Origin of the sequence: Pseudomonas sp. GX19020 (assembly GCF_023371075.1) — a bacterium.
Classification (GTDB): domain Bacteria; phylum Pseudomonadota; class Alphaproteobacteria; order Rhodobacterales; family Rhodobacteraceae; genus Pseudogemmobacter.
Window position 1 is genome coordinate 102,763 of sequence record NZ_JAMCCR010000011.1, and the last position, 14,772, is coordinate 117,534.

At 61.3% G+C, this 14,772-nt stretch carries 18 protein-coding genes; 16 read left to right on the plus strand and 2 right to left on the minus strand.

Annotated features, from left to right (window positions below):
- The first annotated feature begins 3 nt into the window (after positions 1-3).
- From M3484_RS16290 to M3484_RS16350, 13 genes are all read left to right on the plus strand, one after another.
- Entirely contained in the window at positions 4-558 is a 555-nt protein-coding gene (locus M3484_RS16290; RefSeq protein WP_249498065.1) for a type IV conjugative transfer system protein TraE, read from the plus strand.
- On the plus strand, positions 555-1,274 hold the full coding sequence (locus M3484_RS16295; RefSeq protein WP_249498067.1) for a TraK domain-containing protein: 720 nt from the start codon (positions 555-557) through the stop codon (positions 1,272-1,274). Before M3484_RS16290 ends, M3484_RS16295 begins: the two co-directional genes overlap by 4 nt.
- Positions 1,274-2,521, plus strand: a complete 1,248-nt coding sequence (locus tag M3484_RS16300; protein ID WP_249498068.1) for a TraB/VirB10 family protein — start codon at positions 1,274-1,276, stop codon at positions 2,519-2,521. The genes M3484_RS16295 and M3484_RS16300 overlap by 1 nt, the downstream gene beginning before the upstream one ends.
- Positions 2,518-2,967: a TraV family lipoprotein gene (locus M3484_RS16305; RefSeq protein WP_249498071.1), complete on the plus strand. Its 450-nt coding sequence runs from the start codon at positions 2,518-2,520 to the stop codon at positions 2,965-2,967. Before M3484_RS16300 ends, M3484_RS16305 begins: the two co-directional genes overlap by 4 nt.
- A complete protein-coding gene (locus M3484_RS16310) occupies positions 2,967-5,450 on the plus strand; it encodes a TraC family protein (protein WP_249498073.1) in 2,484 nt (827 codons plus the stop codon). Before M3484_RS16305 ends, M3484_RS16310 begins: the two co-directional genes overlap by 1 nt.
- Positions 5,447-5,740: a hypothetical protein gene (locus M3484_RS16315; RefSeq protein ID WP_249498086.1), complete on the plus strand. Its 294-nt coding sequence runs from the start codon at positions 5,447-5,449 to the stop codon at positions 5,738-5,740. The genes M3484_RS16310 and M3484_RS16315 overlap by 4 nt, the downstream gene beginning before the upstream one ends.
- Entirely contained in the window at positions 5,737-6,096 is a 360-nt protein-coding gene (locus tag M3484_RS16320; RefSeq protein WP_249498101.1) for a TrbI F-type domain-containing protein, read from the plus strand. The genes M3484_RS16315 and M3484_RS16320 overlap by 4 nt, the downstream gene beginning before the upstream one ends.
- Positions 6,093-6,623 (plus strand): S26 family signal peptidase, encoded by a 531-nt coding sequence (locus M3484_RS16325; RefSeq protein ID WP_249498103.1) that lies wholly within the window; start codon positions 6,093-6,095, stop codon positions 6,621-6,623. Before M3484_RS16320 ends, M3484_RS16325 begins: the two co-directional genes overlap by 4 nt.
- Positions 6,624-6,670: 47 nt before the next feature.
- Entirely contained in the window at positions 6,671-7,249 is a 579-nt protein-coding gene (locus tag M3484_RS16330) for a hypothetical protein (protein WP_249498105.1), read from the plus strand.
- 11 nt (positions 7,250-7,260) lie between these two features.
- The gene (traU, locus tag M3484_RS16335) at positions 7,261-8,238 is read left to right on the plus strand and encodes a conjugal transfer pilus assembly protein TraU (protein WP_249498107.1); all 978 of its coding nucleotides are present in this window, start codon (positions 7,261-7,263) and stop codon (positions 8,236-8,238) included.
- A 74-nt stretch (positions 8,239-8,312) separates the two neighbouring features.
- Positions 8,313-8,969, plus strand: coding sequence for a type-F conjugative transfer system pilin assembly protein TrbC (trbC, locus tag M3484_RS16340; protein WP_249498116.1), 657 nt, complete (start codon positions 8,313-8,315; stop codon positions 8,967-8,969).
- Positions 8,969-11,077 (plus strand): conjugal transfer protein TraN, encoded by a 2,109-nt coding sequence (gene traN, locus M3484_RS16345; protein ID WP_249498118.1) that lies wholly within the window; start codon positions 8,969-8,971, stop codon positions 11,075-11,077. Before trbC ends, traN begins: the two co-directional genes overlap by 1 nt.
- 2 nt (positions 11,078-11,079) lie before the next feature.
- Complete coding sequence (locus M3484_RS16350) at positions 11,080-11,490, plus strand: hypothetical protein (protein ID WP_249498120.1); 411 nt, start codon at positions 11,080-11,082, stop codon at positions 11,488-11,490.
- Positions 11,491-11,502: 12 nt separating this feature from the next.
- Here the strand turns inward: M3484_RS16350 and M3484_RS16355 are convergent, their stop codons facing one another.
- Positions 11,503-11,721 (minus strand): BrnA antitoxin family protein, encoded by a 219-nt coding sequence (locus M3484_RS16355; RefSeq protein WP_249498122.1) that lies wholly within the window; start codon positions 11,719-11,721, stop codon positions 11,503-11,505.
- Positions 11,693-11,986 carry a BrnT family toxin gene (locus tag M3484_RS16360; protein WP_249498123.1) on the minus strand — a complete coding sequence of 98 codons (294 nt, stop codon included), beginning with the start codon at positions 11,984-11,986 and terminating at the stop codon, positions 11,693-11,695. The genes M3484_RS16355 and M3484_RS16360 overlap by 29 nt, the downstream gene beginning before the upstream one ends.
- Positions 11,987-12,015: 29 nt before the next feature.
- Here M3484_RS16360 and M3484_RS16365 point away from each other — a divergent pair, with 29 nt between their 5' ends.
- Genes M3484_RS16365 through M3484_RS16375 form a run of 3 tightly spaced genes read left to right on the plus strand, consistent with a single transcriptional unit; the run spans position 12,016 to position 14,772 of the window.
- Positions 12,016-12,912 (plus strand): conjugal transfer protein TraF, encoded by an 897-nt coding sequence (locus M3484_RS16365; protein WP_249498133.1) that lies wholly within the window; start codon positions 12,016-12,018, stop codon positions 12,910-12,912.
- A 10-nt stretch (positions 12,913-12,922) separates the two neighbouring features.
- On the plus strand, positions 12,923-13,366 hold the full coding sequence (locus M3484_RS16370; protein WP_249498135.1) for a hypothetical protein: 444 nt from the start codon (positions 12,923-12,925) through the stop codon (positions 13,364-13,366).
- 14 nt (positions 13,367-13,380) lie between these two features.
- Complete coding sequence (locus M3484_RS16375) at positions 13,381-14,772, plus strand: conjugal transfer protein TraH (RefSeq protein WP_249498137.1); 1,392 nt, start codon at positions 13,381-13,383, stop codon at positions 14,770-14,772.

The window sequence follows — 14,772 nt, forward strand, 5'->3', positions numbered from 1 at the left end:
CCCATGAATTTTGATAGTCTGTCGCGGAAAATGAAAGCCGCGCAACGGGCGAGGAATGGCCTTGCTGTCGTGCTTGCGGTCTCGATCACGGCCAACCTTCTGCTGAGCTACCGCATCAGTCAGGAGAACACGCAGGTCGTGCTGATCCCCTCAAAGGTCAGTGACGGTATGGTGGCGCGTGGCGGGGCCGATATTCGTTACATCGAAGCGCTGAGCCTCGATGCGGTCTATGCGATGTATACGGTCAGCCCCGGCACCATCCGTTACGGGCGCGATGTGATCGAACGGATTGCGGCGGCACAGGACCGGGCACGGCTGCTCGATTCCTACGACGACATTGCCGAAGACATCCGCCTGCGCCGGATCAGTACGGTCTTCCGCCCCGAAAAGATCGAGCACAACCTCGCACGGCTTCAGATCACGGTTGAGGGCACTCTCGCGACCTATCTGGACACGACCGAGGTCAGCAACACGCGCCGCCGGATCCTGCTGACCTTCGTGGAAGAAGGCTCGTCGATCCGGCTTTCCCGCATGGAACTTCAGGAGATCAAGGAATGATGCGCTTTGCCCTCGCGGCGCTCGTGACCGTGGGCCTTGCGCTTCCGGCATTGTCCGAGCAGAAGCTGACCGCCCGTCAGAATGGCACGGTCAAAATCGCGGCCTCGCCCACGGAAGTGACCCGGATCAGCATTGCCGAGGATCGGGTGCGGCGGATCATCAAGGACCAGTCTCAGTTTCAGGAAATGAACGATGAGACCACGGGCGATGTGTTCCTGCGCTATGCGGGGGCGCAGGACAAACTCACTCCCGAGACGGGCTATATCCTGACCGAGAAAGGGGCAACGATCAGCTATGAGCTGACGCCCCGGCAGGGCCTTGGTGCGGAATCTGTGGTGATCACCATCAATGGCGTGCCCGACAGTCCGGGTGTCGCCGCACCACGCAGCTCGGCCGGTGGCGCAGCACCTGCCTTTGAACTGGCAGTTGGTGAAGGTGGCGGGGGGTATTCCTCCAGCCTCGTCGCTTTCACCCGTGCCGCGATTGACAAACATATCGCGGGCAGGGCCCCGCCTTCGCGGTCGCATGGCAGCTCTGTCGCCACCGAAAGCGCCAGTGGCATGCGGGCACGGGTTCTGGTCGCAGCTGGTGGCAAGACGGGCCGCTATGTCCGCCCGCAGGATTTCTACGGGTCGAAGGTGCTGGCGGTCTGGGTGCAGCGCAACAGTCTGGGTCCGAACGAACGAGCCTGGGTCATTGTCGTGGAGAAACGCTGATGAGCGAGGCCCGGAAAAAACAGCAATGGATGATCTTCGGCGTCATTGGGGGCGTCCTGCTTCTGATCATCATCGTTCTCGGTCAGGTGATGAACTCGCGGCAGGCGGCGTTCCAGGGCACGGGCGGTCCCAACACTGTTGATGAGACAATCATCGCGGACCGGACCTCTCAGGCCAGCCCGGAAATCACATGGGTGCGCCAGAGCCGGGAAGAAATCTCCCGCCTCAGCACAACGGTCACGGAGCTGACGGAAGCGGTCAAAACCCTGACCGAGAACCAGAAAAAAGAGATCGAAGAGATCCGCTCTGAATATGACAGCGCGATCATCGCGCAACAGGCAGAAATCAACGCCATGCGCGAAGGCGGCGCAGGGACAGGGCAGGCGATCCCGCCCGGCGCGGTTGTCGGCCAGAATGGCGAAAATTACGGGCAGGAATTTATCGCCGGGGCAGGGGGCAAGTCGCCGGCGCCGGGTCGGCCTGCAGGTGCCGCAGCGGGCGCTGGCGGTCCGGCCGTCAATTCGTTCGGCACCGGGTTCAGCGTGGACTTCAATCTCCAGCCGCTGCCGGAGCCGCCAGCGGAAGTGATCGAGGAAAGCTCGTCCAATGTGCGCGATCTGCGCTCTTACATCCCGGCGGGCAGCTATGCCTCGGCTGTGGTGATCAGCGGGGTCGATGCATCAACGGGTGTGGTCAGCCGCGATAATCCGGTGCCCGTGCTGGTTCGGGTGACCGGCCCGGCTGTTACGGCGGCGGGCGGATCTGGTGCAGGGCGGCGGATCAATATCACCGGCTGTACGGTGCTTGGCTCGGCCATGGGGGATCTTTCTTCAGAGCGGGTCTATGTGCGCCTGACCACGCTGACCTGCATCGGCAAGGGCAATCAGGTCATTGAGACGCCGGTTGCGGGCCTTCTGGCCGGATCGGGCAAGGCCGGAGTGCGCGGTCATGTGGTCAGCCGTGAAGGCAATCTCGCGGGGAAGGCTGCGCTGGCAGGCGCGCTTGGCGGCTTTGCGGATGCGGTGTCGTCGGCGGCGTCTATCGCAGGCTCGAATGATGGAGCAGAAACCGTTGGATCGGTTCTGAGTGGGGCTGGCGCGGGCATGGTCGGCGGCGCGGCAGGCAATGCCGCTGACCGTCTGGCTGAGTATTACATCAAGCGCGCTGAGCAATATCAGCCGGTGGTCTCGCTCTATGCCGGGACCGATGTCGAAGTTGTATTCATGGAAGGGGTGTCACTCAAATGACGACCGCAACCCAAAAGGGGGCGGTCAGCGCCCTGTTCACCCTCTCTATGCTGCTTGCCGGGTGCGGCGGCAGCACCACGGAAAAAGACTTCCTTTGCCCGGTGGTCAGCGGCGGTTCACCCTGTTCGACGATTTCCAGTGCGGATACCGGCGGCGGCGGGACGCAGGTCAGCCCGGTGCAGGAGCGGTTCTCCGATACGCTTGGCAAGGAAATGTCGCAGACCCCGCTCGGGATCGGCAGCGGCAAAGCGGGCAGCGCGTCCGGGGCTCCGCTCAACGCGATGCCGGATGGCGGCATGGCCTATGCGGCCAATCAGTATCGAGTGCCGGAACAGGTGGGCACGCTCTGGGTCGCGCCGCATCAGGATGCTGAGGGGCTGCTGCATGAGGCAACCTTCGTTCACTTCGTGGTCCAGGAGCCCCGTTGGGCATCGGGGAGGCCGTAATGAACGCGTTCACCTCGTTCATGAAAGGCCTCTTCGACGATCCCGACTGGACGGAAGATGAGCCGGAAGCGCTGGCAAATAATGTGGTGGCAGAGCTGCTGCCCTACCGGGTCTATGACCCGGAAAGCGAGCTTTACTATAACGAAAACTCCACCGGCTTTATCATCGAGGTCAATCCGGTGGTTGGCTCGGATGAGGTCGCGGGCAACCTGCAGTCGGTGATCAATTCGAATGCGCCGAACACTGCCACGGTTCAGTTCATCAACTGGACCTCGCCGGACATCGACGCGCAGCTGATCGCATGGGCGCGGCACCGCTTCTCGGGCGACGAGCTCGTGCGCGAAATGGCGGAGAACCGGCTGAAGCACTTGCGGTCTTCCCGCTATGGCAATGACAAGGTGGTCAAGGCGCTGCCGCATCATCGCCGGGTGTTTGTCGCCTGCTGGCTCGATGGCGATGCCGATCTGGGCAAACAGAAAGACCTGCGCAACTTCCGCCGCGCGCTCTACAGCGTCTTTGGCGGCGAGAGCCATGTGCGCCATATCGGACCGGCCGAGTTCCTGAAACTCTTAGGCGAAATTCTCCATTGCCGGGGGATCACCGGCCTGTCGCAGCTGGAATACAGTGAGGAAGAGGCGCTGAACCATCAGCTTCCCGGCGCGGGCCTTCAGGTGCGCCGCTCAGGGATCGGGCTGATGGGGGAGCCTGCCATAGCGGTCGCCAGTGCCTCGGTGCGCCGCTACCCGAAGCAATGGCAGTTCGTGCTTGGGATGCTCCTGAACGGGGTGCCGGAGCGGATATCGGAGCGGCCTTCCGGTCCGGTACTTGCCAGCTTCACCATGCGGGTGCGCTCGAAAGCTGATGCCACCGGCTTCCTGATGAAAAAGCGCGCCGGTCTTCAGCACACGGCCTCTACGCAATTTGCGAAATTCGCGGGCAATCTGACCGAGAAAATGGCCGAGTTCGACGGGCTGAATGATGCGGTAGAGCTTGGCGAAAAGCTGCTGGATACCACCTTCGTGGTCTCGGCCTATGCGCTCGGCGGCACCGAGGAAGCCCGTCACGCCCTGGCCGATATGGCGAAGATCTACCGTTATGCTGGTCTGGTGCTGGAAAACGATACCTTCGTCCAGCTGCCGATCTTCCTCTCGGCGCTGCCCTTCACGGTCCACGGCAAGCGCATGGAGGATCTGAAGAAGCTCCAGCGCATGAAAATCCTCAAAGCCGAAGCGGCGGCGGCGCTGGCGCCGGTGCATGGCGAATGGACCGGATCGGGCACGGGCCGGGGCGTGCTGCTCCTTGGCCGACAAGGCCAGATCATGGACTGGGACAATTTCCAGTCCGAGGGCAACTATAACGTTTCGGTCGTCGGCAAGTCCGGGGCCGGGAAGTCAGTGTTCATGCAGGAGCTGGTCACCTCGATCTATGCCGCAGGCGGCAAGGTCGTGGTGATCGACGATGGCTACAGCTTCAAAACCACTGTCGATATTCTGGGCGGCAGCTTCGTGGTTTTCGATGGCTCACGGAAAATCCGGCTCAACCCGTTCTCGATGCTCTCGGTCGAAGACATGAAGAGCGACGAATACCGCAGCGAGGCGGTCGAGCTGGTGACCCGGATCATCGCGTCGATGGCCGCGCTCGGTGACGGCAAGCAGAGCCGGGTCGAAGACCTCGAAGAGGGGTTCATCAGCCGGATCGTGGCCGAAGTCTGGGATGAGAAAGGGGCAGAGGGCGAGGTTACGGATGTCTGGGAGCGGCTGAGTGCGGTTTCCAAAGAGGACCAGCGACTGGCCGATGTGGTCGTGAAGCTGGAGGCTTTCGCGAAGCACGGCCCCTATGGCTCGTATTTCTCGGGGCCTGCCAATCTCCGCCTCGACAGCGATTTTACGGTTTTCGAACTTTCGGACATCAAGGGTCAGAGGGTTCTGCAGGATGTGGTTTTGCAGATCATCATGTTCCTCGGCACGGAGCTGATGTTCAAAACGAGCCGGGCGATCCCGGTGGCGATCCTGATCGACGAAGCCTGGGATCTGCTGCAGTCCCATGCCACGGCGAAGTTCATCGAGGGTGTGGTGCGCCGCGCCAGGAAATACACCGGCGCGCTGATCACCGGCACACAGTCGATTGACGACTATTACCAGAATGTCGCGGCCACTGTCTGTCTGCAGAACAGCGACTGGACGGTGTTCCTCGCGCAAAAGCCCGAGACGATTGACCGGCTGGTGGCGGACAACCGGCTCTCGGTCTCTCCCCATATCGCGGGCCAGCTGAAATCGCTGCAATCAGTGAAGGGCAACTTCTCCGAAATGGGGGTCAAGGGACCGAATGGCTGGTTCTTCGGCCGCCTGCTGCTCGATCCCTACAGCCTCGCGGTCTATTCCTCGAAAGGCTCGACGGTTGAGAAAATCAACCGCCTGAAAGAGCAGGGCTACAGCACTGCCGAGGCGATCCAGATTCTTGTGCAGGAAGGTGGCGTGGAGTGATCAGCCGGGACGCTCTCAAGCGGCCCGGCCAGACGGCGCAAGTGGAGGGCACTTGGGCGGAGCGCGCCCGGGCCACCATCAATGCCGTTGATCAGGGCCTGCCGCCTGACGCCACACTACAACAGCGGATCCTGGCGGTGGATGCGGCTTATCCGTTCATCCGCCGGGCGCATTACCCCTATCAGGTCTGGTGCCGGGTGCGGCGCAACTACCTCTCAAAGTTTGGCTATGTGCCGCAAAACGCGGCGAGAGGACCACTTCTGAGGATCATGGAAGGAAAGTCCCGATGAAACTGGACCAGTTGATCGGTCACACCATGACGGCGCTGATCAGCATCAGTGCCACCCTTGGCATCGTGATCATGACGCAGCCCGTGGGCCTTCCCACCGGGATTGTCACCATCGACGCCAGCGAGGCGGTTCTGCGCTTCATCCAGTCAGGCGGGCGCAACATGCCGGATGCGGATTATGAGGTTGAGGCGCTGAAGTATCAGGCGCAGCTCGAAGCCGCGATTGATGATTTTGCTGCGAAGAATGCGGTGATCGTGGTCAATGGCGCCGCAGTCCTCGCCGGTGCGCCCGACATTACCGATCTGGTGGCAAGTCAGGCCATGAAGGCGATCTCTGCCAGCGGGGGCGCACCATGACGATCCGCACTGTTGTGCGCTGGAGCTTCATGATCGGGGGCACGCTCTTTGCAGCGGCCAGCTTCTGGGGCCTGAACGCGCTGCGCATCAATCTCAATGCCTCAGGGTCGATGCCGGACCATGCCTATGTGATGTGGACCTGGCCGCAGGCCAAATGGCGCGGCATGGTGATCGCGGCGGAGCCGCCCGAGGCCTATGCCAGCCAGTTCGAAGGTCTCTATTTTACCAAGCGTATTGTCGGCATTCCCGGTGACCTGATCGAACATCGGGGCGATCAGGTCTGTATCGCGGCCGAATGCTTCCCGCTGGCGATGAAGAACGGCCAGCCCTTCGCGCCGCCTTTGGCAGAGGGCGTGATCCCGGACGGCTTCTATGCCGCCTTCGGCACCTCCGCGGATTCCCTCGACAGCCGCTATGTGACCATCGGGCTTTTTTCCGAAGAGCGGATCCTCGCGACCGGCTTCGGCACCAATCTTATCCCTCACTGGACGGAGCTGAAGCAATGGGCAGATGCGCGCGGTCAGTGATCATCCTGGGACTGGCGGCAGCTTCATATACTGCAGGCCAGTCTCCGGTGATCGCGAAAAACTTCGGGGCCTATGGCACGGTGTTCCCGGTCACAGAGCCGGACTTCCTTGAGGAGATCCTGTCGCGGTTCCGGGTGATGGAAGAGAATGGCGGCCTCGCGCAGATGGAGCGCGATATGCAGGACCGCACCCGCGAATATCTCGAACGGCCAACGGTCGCGAACCTGCTGCCCCCGGCCGAGGAATACCGCGCTTTCTACTTTGATCCCGCAATCACGGTGGAACGCGATCTGGCCGATCAGAATGGTACGGTTTTCATGAAAGCCGGGTCACGGATCAATCCGCTGGATTACTCGGCCTATGACAAGCGCATCGTGGTGATCGACGGCGATGCTGAGGATCAGGTGGCCTTCGCGCTCGAAGAGGGTGACGAGCTGGACACGCTGATGGTGATCGCGAAGGGCGCACCGCTCGATCTGATGCGTAAGCACGGGCGGCGCTTCTGGTTCGACCAGGACGGAGTGATCGTCGGACGGTTTGAGATCGAGCGCCTGCCCACGGTGATAACCCGGGCAGGGGAAATCCTGCTGATTGAAGAAATTCCGGTCAGGGAGGGCGCGCAATGAGACGATTTTGCATGAGCCTGTCACTGGTCCTCAGCTTCACGGTGATTGCCTCGGAAGTCTGGGCCAAATGCAATGCCCGCTTCCTCAATCCGATCACGGAAGTCTGTTGGGACTGCATCTTCCCGATCTCGATTGGCGCGATCCGCGTTCTCAACAACCGGCCCGACACCTCCAACCCGACTTTGCCGGTCTGCATCTGTCCGGGCGTGCCGCCCCGGATCGGGCTGGCGATTGGTCTTTGGGAACCGGCACGGCTGACAGATGTGGCAAATGAGGCGGGCTGCTTCGTCAATATGGGCTTCAAGGCCGATCTTGGCCTCTTCTCCATCGGAAAATCCTCGGTCAGCAGCTCTGACGGGGATCAGACCGGCAGCAAGTGGCAGGTCCACTACTATTACTATCCGCTGATCAGCTGGCTCGGGACGGTGGTCGATGGCCTCTGCCTTGAGAACACCACCTTCGACATCGCCTATATCAGCGAGTTTGATCCGCTCTGGCAGGACCCGGAGCTGAACACCATCGTCAACCCGGAAGCGATCCTCTTCGCCAACCCGGTCGCACAGGCCGCCTGCGCTACGGATTGCGTGGCGGCCTCCAGTGGCCGGCTGCCGGTAGACAGCCTGTTCTGGTGCAATGGGTGTCAGGGCGGAATGTATCCGATCACCGGGGACAGCAATGCCCATTACGGGGGCATTCAGGCTTCGCAGACCGTGACTGCGAAAATGATCGCGCGCCAGCACCGGCTTGGTCTTGCCCGCACCACCTCGTCCAGCAGTTCGGCGCTTTGCACACCGAATGTCTCGCCGATCATCAAGAAATCGCAATACCGCCTGCAGGTGACGCGCCCGCGCGCCGCGACCAGCGGCCGCTATGCCTGCGGCCCGCTCGGCGCCTCGACGCAGTTCACCGATTCAATGCGGGAATTTCCATATAAAGGGGAGAGCTTCGGATGGCTCATGTGGCGGAAACGAAACTGCTGCGCGCTCTGATCCGGGGGATGGGCGCTGCAGCATGTGCCTTCGGTCCGGCCGCAATCCCTGCATGGGCTGAGGATGAGCCCCCGGTGCAATTCGCACCGGGGGCGACCGGAGCGATCTCGGCCCCTCTGGTTGACATCGTGCGCGATGCGGAGCGGCGCGGCGATGCGCTGGCGGAACAGCTGACGATCCAGCAGCCGCAAGAAGGTGTGGAAATCACCGATCTGGAGGGCATTCGCACCCGCGCCCTGAGCGATCCGCGCGTGAAGCGGCTCCTTGGCGTGGCAGCGGAAGAAGGCGCGGACACGGAGAACGGCGAAAAATATGCCGCAACTCAGGCGATCCTCTTTGCCAGCTTCTCGATGCCACCAGAGTCTCTGCGCCAGATGATGCAGGAGGCAACCGCACATGGCGCAACCATCGTGTTCCGGGGCTTCGTCAACAATTCGGTCTATGACACGCGCGAGAAGCTGGAAGAGGTGTTCGGCCTCGATGAAGTGGGTGAGGCCTTCGCCATCGACCCGACCCTGTTCCGCCGCTTCGACATTCAGGCTGTGCCTGTTCTCGTGGTTCTGGGCGAAGAGCTTGGGGTATGCGACACCCCGGCCTGCGAAGGGGATTTGCCGCCGATCCATGACCGTCTGGCCGGAAACATCCCGCTCGATACGGCCCTGAAACTCATCGCGGCCGGGAACGGCGATGCCTCGCATGTCGCGCGCGCGATGATCGAGGCGAAGCAATGATGCGCCGCGCCCTCATCATCACCACCGCGCTGATCGGTATTGCGCAACCGGCCTTCGCGCAGGAGGCGGATTTTGACCCGACTGCGCGTGCCAAAGCTGCCGGCGGCGCTGCCGCGCTCGGGTCTGGGTCGCCGGTCTTCAGCATGGAGTCCGTCACAGAAAATGTGACCCCCTATGAGGGCAGCAACACCCCGGAAACCTCGATCAACAACGGCAATATTGAATCGAGGGTGAATGAGGTCATCTCTGGCAGCAGCGATGCCGCACGGGCCTATCAGGGGTCTATGGACAGCATCACCCTGCGCCCGTCCTATGATCTCAGCACAGATCATATCGGCGTCACGGTGGCCGATCAGGCTACTATCAGCGCCGAAGATATTGCCGGGCGGTATTTCACCAGCACAACCAATGCTGACCCGGCCTGCAACTTCACGGATTTCAACGTGCTGGAGCCGTTCGAGCGTTTTTGTGACGTGCATTCCAACATCCGCGAAGAAACCTGCACCATCGACCGGATCGTTGAAGTGGACCGCCGCGACACCTGGCGCTGCGACCTGACCACCGACGACATTACCGTCAGATGCACACCGGGCCAGGACGGCACCTGTGCCGTCGAAGATCTTCCCGAGGGTAACCCGGAAAGCCAGTGCACCTTCCTCGAAGAGCGGTGCGTGGCCTGGGAAAATGCTCTCATCCGCGAGCCAGCGATCGGAGAATTGTTCAACGCCGTGCCAGCAGAGCAATCGACTTGGTTCAACGACGGAATCTTCCTGATCATCTGGTTCCAGGGGGTCAATGTCGCCACGGTCGGAGAGGAGTTAGTTGATCTGGAAGCCCCTGAATACCTCGCGGCGGACGGATGCACTTATTTCCGGGGTGACGGGCACGCACAATGGATCGGGGGCGTTTACCGCACATGTCCTGGTCAGGGCATCTGCCGCGAGTTTGAGCGTGATTACAGCTGCCAGACCAATGACCAATGCGCCTCCCTGGCTGCGAACGCCTCCTGCGAGCGCACAGAGCAGACCTGCCTGACCACCGGGCCGAACGGCTGCGAGCTGGATCGCTCGACCTACAGCTGTTTCAACGATCTGACGAACCACGCGCCGGCCGCGCTGATCGACTCCCGTATCGAGCGGATCGAAGACCGGCTTGTGAACTCCTGTGATCCCTCGCCTGCGGAAAAAGGCTGCATCGCCGGCGAATCCGTCTGTGCAGTGGGTCAGGAAGTCCGCACGGTGATGGGCTTCCCGGTCTCGCGCGACTGCTGGCAATATAGCCAGAGCTTCACCTGTCTTGCAGAAGGCATGGACAGCTACACCGATTGCGGCCCGTTCCAGCAGGACGCTTCCTGCGAAGTGATCGGCCAGACCTGCCTGAGCTTTGTGGAAAGCGACGAGACCGTTGGCACGACCCCGACCGAGTGCCAGCATTGGGAATACCAGTATCGCTGCGGCGGCAATATCAATATCCCGGACCATTGCACCGCCTTCAACGTCTGCGTGGGCGAGCTGTGCGAGGGTATCGTTGATGAGCCGAACACCGATTTCGGGAATGCTGCAGCCTGGCTGACGGTTCTCGATGAGGCCGCCAAGGACAGCGAAAAATCCGTGGACATGCAGAACGTGACGCTGTTCTCGGGGACGGGGCGCAACTGCAAGGTCGGGGCGCTCAGCACCATCAACTGCTGCAGAGACAGCGGGTGGGCAAACGGGATCCTCGGGGATTGCTCTGAGAGCGAACTGGCCCTGATGGACCGCATTCAGGCAAAGGCCGCTGTCTATGTCGGCACCTATTGCTCACGGAAGGTTCTCGGCGTCTGCCTGCAAAAGCGCCGCTCTTACTGCACGTTCAACAGCCAGCTCGGAATGGTTTTCCAGAAAGAGATCCGCCGCCTCTCCGGGCGCGGGTGGGGGTCTGCGAAAAGCCCGAACTGCATCGGCCTGCCGCTCGATCAGATCGAAAGCCTCGACTGGGATCAGATCGACCTCTCGGAAGCCTTCGTGGACATGATGAATGACGCGGCGGTGCCCACGACCGACATGGTGACCGACTATCTGCGCGACCGGCTGGAATTGAGCGCCGGAGCGATTTCTCAAGGAGACTGAGCATGAAAAGACGCGATTTCGTCGCGGGGTTCGCCGCTGCGCCACTGATCGGCATTGGAGCCGCGCAGGCGCAGGGCTTCCGGGACCGCCCCATCGGCCTGATCCTTGTGGGCGTCAGCTGGTGCGAGTTTTGCAAGGGCGCGGCCTCGGCACTGCAAGCCGCAACTGGCCCGGCTGAATTGCCGCTTCTGGTGGCGTCACAGGACGGCCTGCCCATTGCCCCGATTGCCGATGTTGTGGACGCGCGCGGCCATCCCATCGCCAGCGCTGTCGGAAATGTGCCGGTGCTTCTCTTCGTCCATATCCCGACACAGCAGGTGATCGCGCAGATCGATGGTTTCCGCAATCCACGCGCCTATCTGAACCGCATCCGCTCGACCCTCTTGCAGGCGCAGGAGGCTGGCTATGCATGATGGGGAAATGGCTTACATGCCAAGCGCTTCGCGAAGTGTCGCATTAAGCCGGGTCTGCCAGCCTTTGCCACCTGCCTTCAGCCTGGCGACGATATCCGGATCCAGCATCACATTCACGCGCTGCTTCCGGTCCGCCTCAGGCATAGGGGGACGCCCCCGTGTCGCCTTCGCAAAGAACGTATCAGGCAGTTCGCCGACTTCGTCATTCGCTTCGATGAATGGCTTCTTCATATCTGCGTTCCTCTCGTGTGTTTGCTTTACGCAAACTGATGATCCGCATGGTTTTGCCGCGCCAACACCATGCCATGACACAAAGACGCGTATTGATGGGGCCAAGCGTTACATAGCGTTGTTCTGCATATTCCTGCCGCAGATCTTCAACTGTCAGCGCCCGGTCCCAGTCGAGCAAAGCCACGCTGGCAAAATCGAGACCGCGCTGGCGCAGTGTATCAGCTCGTTTTTGCTCGTCCCATTCAAGGTCGGGTTCATCGCTCATGGAATTTATATACACATATTAAATGCCATGTGCAACGGCGGGCAACGATCGGCCTCGTCCTGCGCATGACGGTATGGACACAAAACGCGGCTGCTATAGCCCTGCTTACATTCGCGGGGCTCTGCCCCCAGAGTCTTCTGTCGCCAGCCCTTGCGGAAGCGCGTGATGGCACGGCCTTTGGCTACTGCCATGACGACATCAAGGCAGGCTGGAACTTCTACTGCAAGCCCCCGGTGGAACCGGAAGAAGAGCCGCTGGCTGAGCCCGTTATGCCGCCGCCAGCGCCTCCGGCCCCGCCACCTGCAGCTGAGAAGACCTATACCGAACAGATCGAAGAGTTCCGCAAGGCGCTCGATGAGATGAAATACCGCGCCATTCTCGACCCCACGGAAGAGAATGTGCAGAGCTATATGGAAGCGCAGCAGCGCATGACCGGCATGGCGACCGCCTTCACCGATCAGTGGCAGCGCGTTCTGTTCAAGACACCGGCCCTCGACATCAATACCCGCTTCCCGATCAGCCAGATGGGCGGCGCGGTATATCAGGACCAGATGCGTGTCGCCCGGGAAAACTCCCTGATCGAGGCGGCCGCGAACCTCGGCTTCATGGTGATTGTCGAAGATCCCGCTATCTGCGGCCTTTGCACCCCGCAACTGGAAGTGATCCAGCGCCTTCAGGCCAGCCACGGTATCGAGGTCATTGTTGTCTCGGCCGATGGTTCCTTCCAGCCCGCATGGCCGAATGCCGTTGTCGATACTGGCCAGCTGCGCGCTTACGGCCTGACCGACAGCCCGCGTCCGACCGTGGCGCTGATCGAGCCGCGCACCGGCATTGTTGAACCCATCGGCTCCGGCCTGCTGACCGAGGATGTGATCCTCGAGCGCGTTCATGTCGTCACCAAAGTCCCCGTGGGCGAGCGCTACTGAGGATCTTCCGATGTACACAGAAAAGCAGCACGGCCTCTCGGAGAGCGAACTCACCGCTCGCGTTCACCGATTTATGAACGCTGCCCACGCGCTCGCTCTGGGGCGTGTGAACCAGCTCATTCAAGAAGACCTGACCCATGGCAAGTTTCTGGCCGAGCTGGCCGAAGTCGAAAAGCTCGCAGAGCCATACTTTGAGTCCGACAGGCATTTTGAACAGGGAATGTCGCACGGCGTTCAGCAGGCCAATCTCCTGCATCAGAAAGCCACCCATTCCAATTTCCTCTGCTTTGGGATCGTCGGCTTCTCGGCCACGGCAATCGCCAATCTCTTCCCGGTCTATCAATCTCAGGGCCCGGGTATGGCGATTTGGGAGCCCTTTCTCCTGATCTATCTCATGTGCGGCCTGCTGGCGCTCTGGGGCGCCGTTGGCCTGTTTCTCACCCGTAAATCCTGATCGGAGCTTCACCGATGTTGAAAAAAGCATCCGCCCTTCTTCTCTCGGCCAGTCTCGCCCTTGGCAGTGTCGCACCGGCCTTCTCGCAGAGCCTTGGCGACGACCTGAAGAACTTCTGGGAGCGCACAGGCGGCGGGATCAATGTCACCCGACCGCAAGCCTATGACGGGCAGATGGGCGGCTATGTCACTCTCGGCTCGCTCTATGTCCGCACCAAGCCCCGCAATGCCACCATGATGCAGATCCAGCTGCCCTCGGTGCGTGCAGGCTGCGGCGGCATCGACATCTTCGGCGGCTCCTTCAGCTTCATCAGCAAGGAAGAAATGATCTACCTGATGGAGGGAATTATGCAGAACGCCGCCTCCTTCGCCTTCGAGCTGGCGCTTGAAAGCCTCTCGCCGGCCGTGGCCGAACAGGTCTCCAAGCTGCGCGACCTCCTTCAGGAGGTGAATGCGATGAACATCAACTCCTGCGAGGCCGGCCAGATGCTGGTCGGCTCGCTCTGGCCGAAGATGGACGGCGCCAGCCAGCATATCTGTCAGACAGTCGGGGGCATGAACGGAAAATTTGCTGACGCGGTGGCCCGCCGTCATGGCTGCGGGGCGGAAGGCAAGCAAAACGAAACCCTGCGCGAAGCCGGCGGCGATCTGGCCGATCAGGTGCCGATCGACATCAACTATGCCTGGCGCGCGGTGAAGAAGAACGGCTTCCTTGCCTCGAACCCAACGATTGGCGAGCTGTTCATGTCCATGACCGGCACGATCATCACCACCGGCGCGGCCAATGACAATGAAGGGCCTCAGCACCGGACGATTGCGCCACGCGCCTTCACCCCGGAAATGCTGCTGGCGCTTGTGGATGGCGGCACCGTTCCGGTCCTGAAGTGCAACGATTTCGACAAGTGCCTTGCGCCGGTCTGGACCGATGTCACGCTCTCGCGCGATCAGGCCTATTTCGCGCTGGTAGAGAATGTAATTCGGGGCATGTCGGACGCGATCCGCGACGACACTGCCCTGACGGAAGAAATGATCGGCGTGATCGGCCTGACCTCGGCGCCGGTCTATGAGACCCTGAAAACCGCCCGGGCCTATAAGTATCAGTTCGTCGATGATGAGATTGCGCTCTTGTCAGAGCTGGTCGCGGTTGAGCTTGCCATGCTCTACATGAACGAAACCCTGACCGAGATGGGCCGCGCGGCCTCGAACGTCGATACCTTCGGGGACATCGTGCGGGAGTTTCAGGAGACCATCCGCCAGACACAGAATGGTTTTGGCGCGCTGCGCCGTCAGGCTGCGGAAAAATACAATGATGCGCTCTCGGCAATCGAAAAGCTGCAGCTGCACAAGTCGCTGCTGACAGCTGGCAGCTCGACCAAATTTGCCTCGATGATGGGGCAGGGCGGCTGA

Excerpts from the sequence above, each read along its gene's own strand:
- M3484_RS16290 (WP_249498065.1), top strand. The coding sequence starts at position 4 with ATGAATTTTGATAGTCTGTCGCGGAAAATGAAAGCCGCGCAACGGGCG.
- M3484_RS16295 (WP_249498067.1), top strand. The coding sequence starts at position 555 with ATGATGCGCTTTGCCCTCGCGGCGCTCGTGACCGTGGGCCTTGCGCTT.
- M3484_RS16300 (WP_249498068.1), top strand. The coding sequence starts at position 1,274 with ATGAGCGAGGCCCGGAAAAAACAGCAATGGATGATCTTCGGCGTCATT.
- M3484_RS16305 (WP_249498071.1), top strand. The coding sequence starts at position 2,518 with ATGACGACCGCAACCCAAAAGGGGGCGGTCAGCGCCCTGTTCACCCTC.
- M3484_RS16310 (WP_249498073.1), top strand. The coding sequence starts at position 2,967 with ATGAACGCGTTCACCTCGTTCATGAAAGGCCTCTTCGACGATCCCGAC.
- M3484_RS16320 (WP_249498101.1), top strand. The coding sequence starts at position 5,737 with ATGAAACTGGACCAGTTGATCGGTCACACCATGACGGCGCTGATCAGC.
- M3484_RS16325 (WP_249498103.1), top strand. The coding sequence starts at position 6,093 with ATGACGATCCGCACTGTTGTGCGCTGGAGCTTCATGATCGGGGGCACG.
- traU (WP_249498107.1), top strand. The coding sequence starts at position 7,261 with ATGAGCCTGTCACTGGTCCTCAGCTTCACGGTGATTGCCTCGGAAGTC.
- traN (WP_249498118.1), top strand. The coding sequence starts at position 8,969 with ATGCGCCGCGCCCTCATCATCACCACCGCGCTGATCGGTATTGCGCAA.
- M3484_RS16350 (WP_249498120.1), top strand. The coding sequence starts at position 11,080 with ATGAAAAGACGCGATTTCGTCGCGGGGTTCGCCGCTGCGCCACTGATC.
- M3484_RS16355 (WP_249498122.1), bottom strand. The coding sequence starts at position 11,721 with ATGAAGAAGCCATTCATCGAAGCGAATGACGAAGTCGGCGAACTGCCT.
- M3484_RS16360 (WP_249498123.1), bottom strand. The coding sequence starts at position 11,986 with ATGAGCGATGAACCCGACCTTGAATGGGACGAGCAAAAACGAGCTGAT.
- M3484_RS16370 (WP_249498135.1), top strand. The coding sequence starts at position 12,923 with ATGTACACAGAAAAGCAGCACGGCCTCTCGGAGAGCGAACTCACCGCT.
- M3484_RS16375 (WP_249498137.1), top strand. The coding sequence starts at position 13,381 with ATGTTGAAAAAAGCATCCGCCCTTCTTCTCTCGGCCAGTCTCGCCCTT.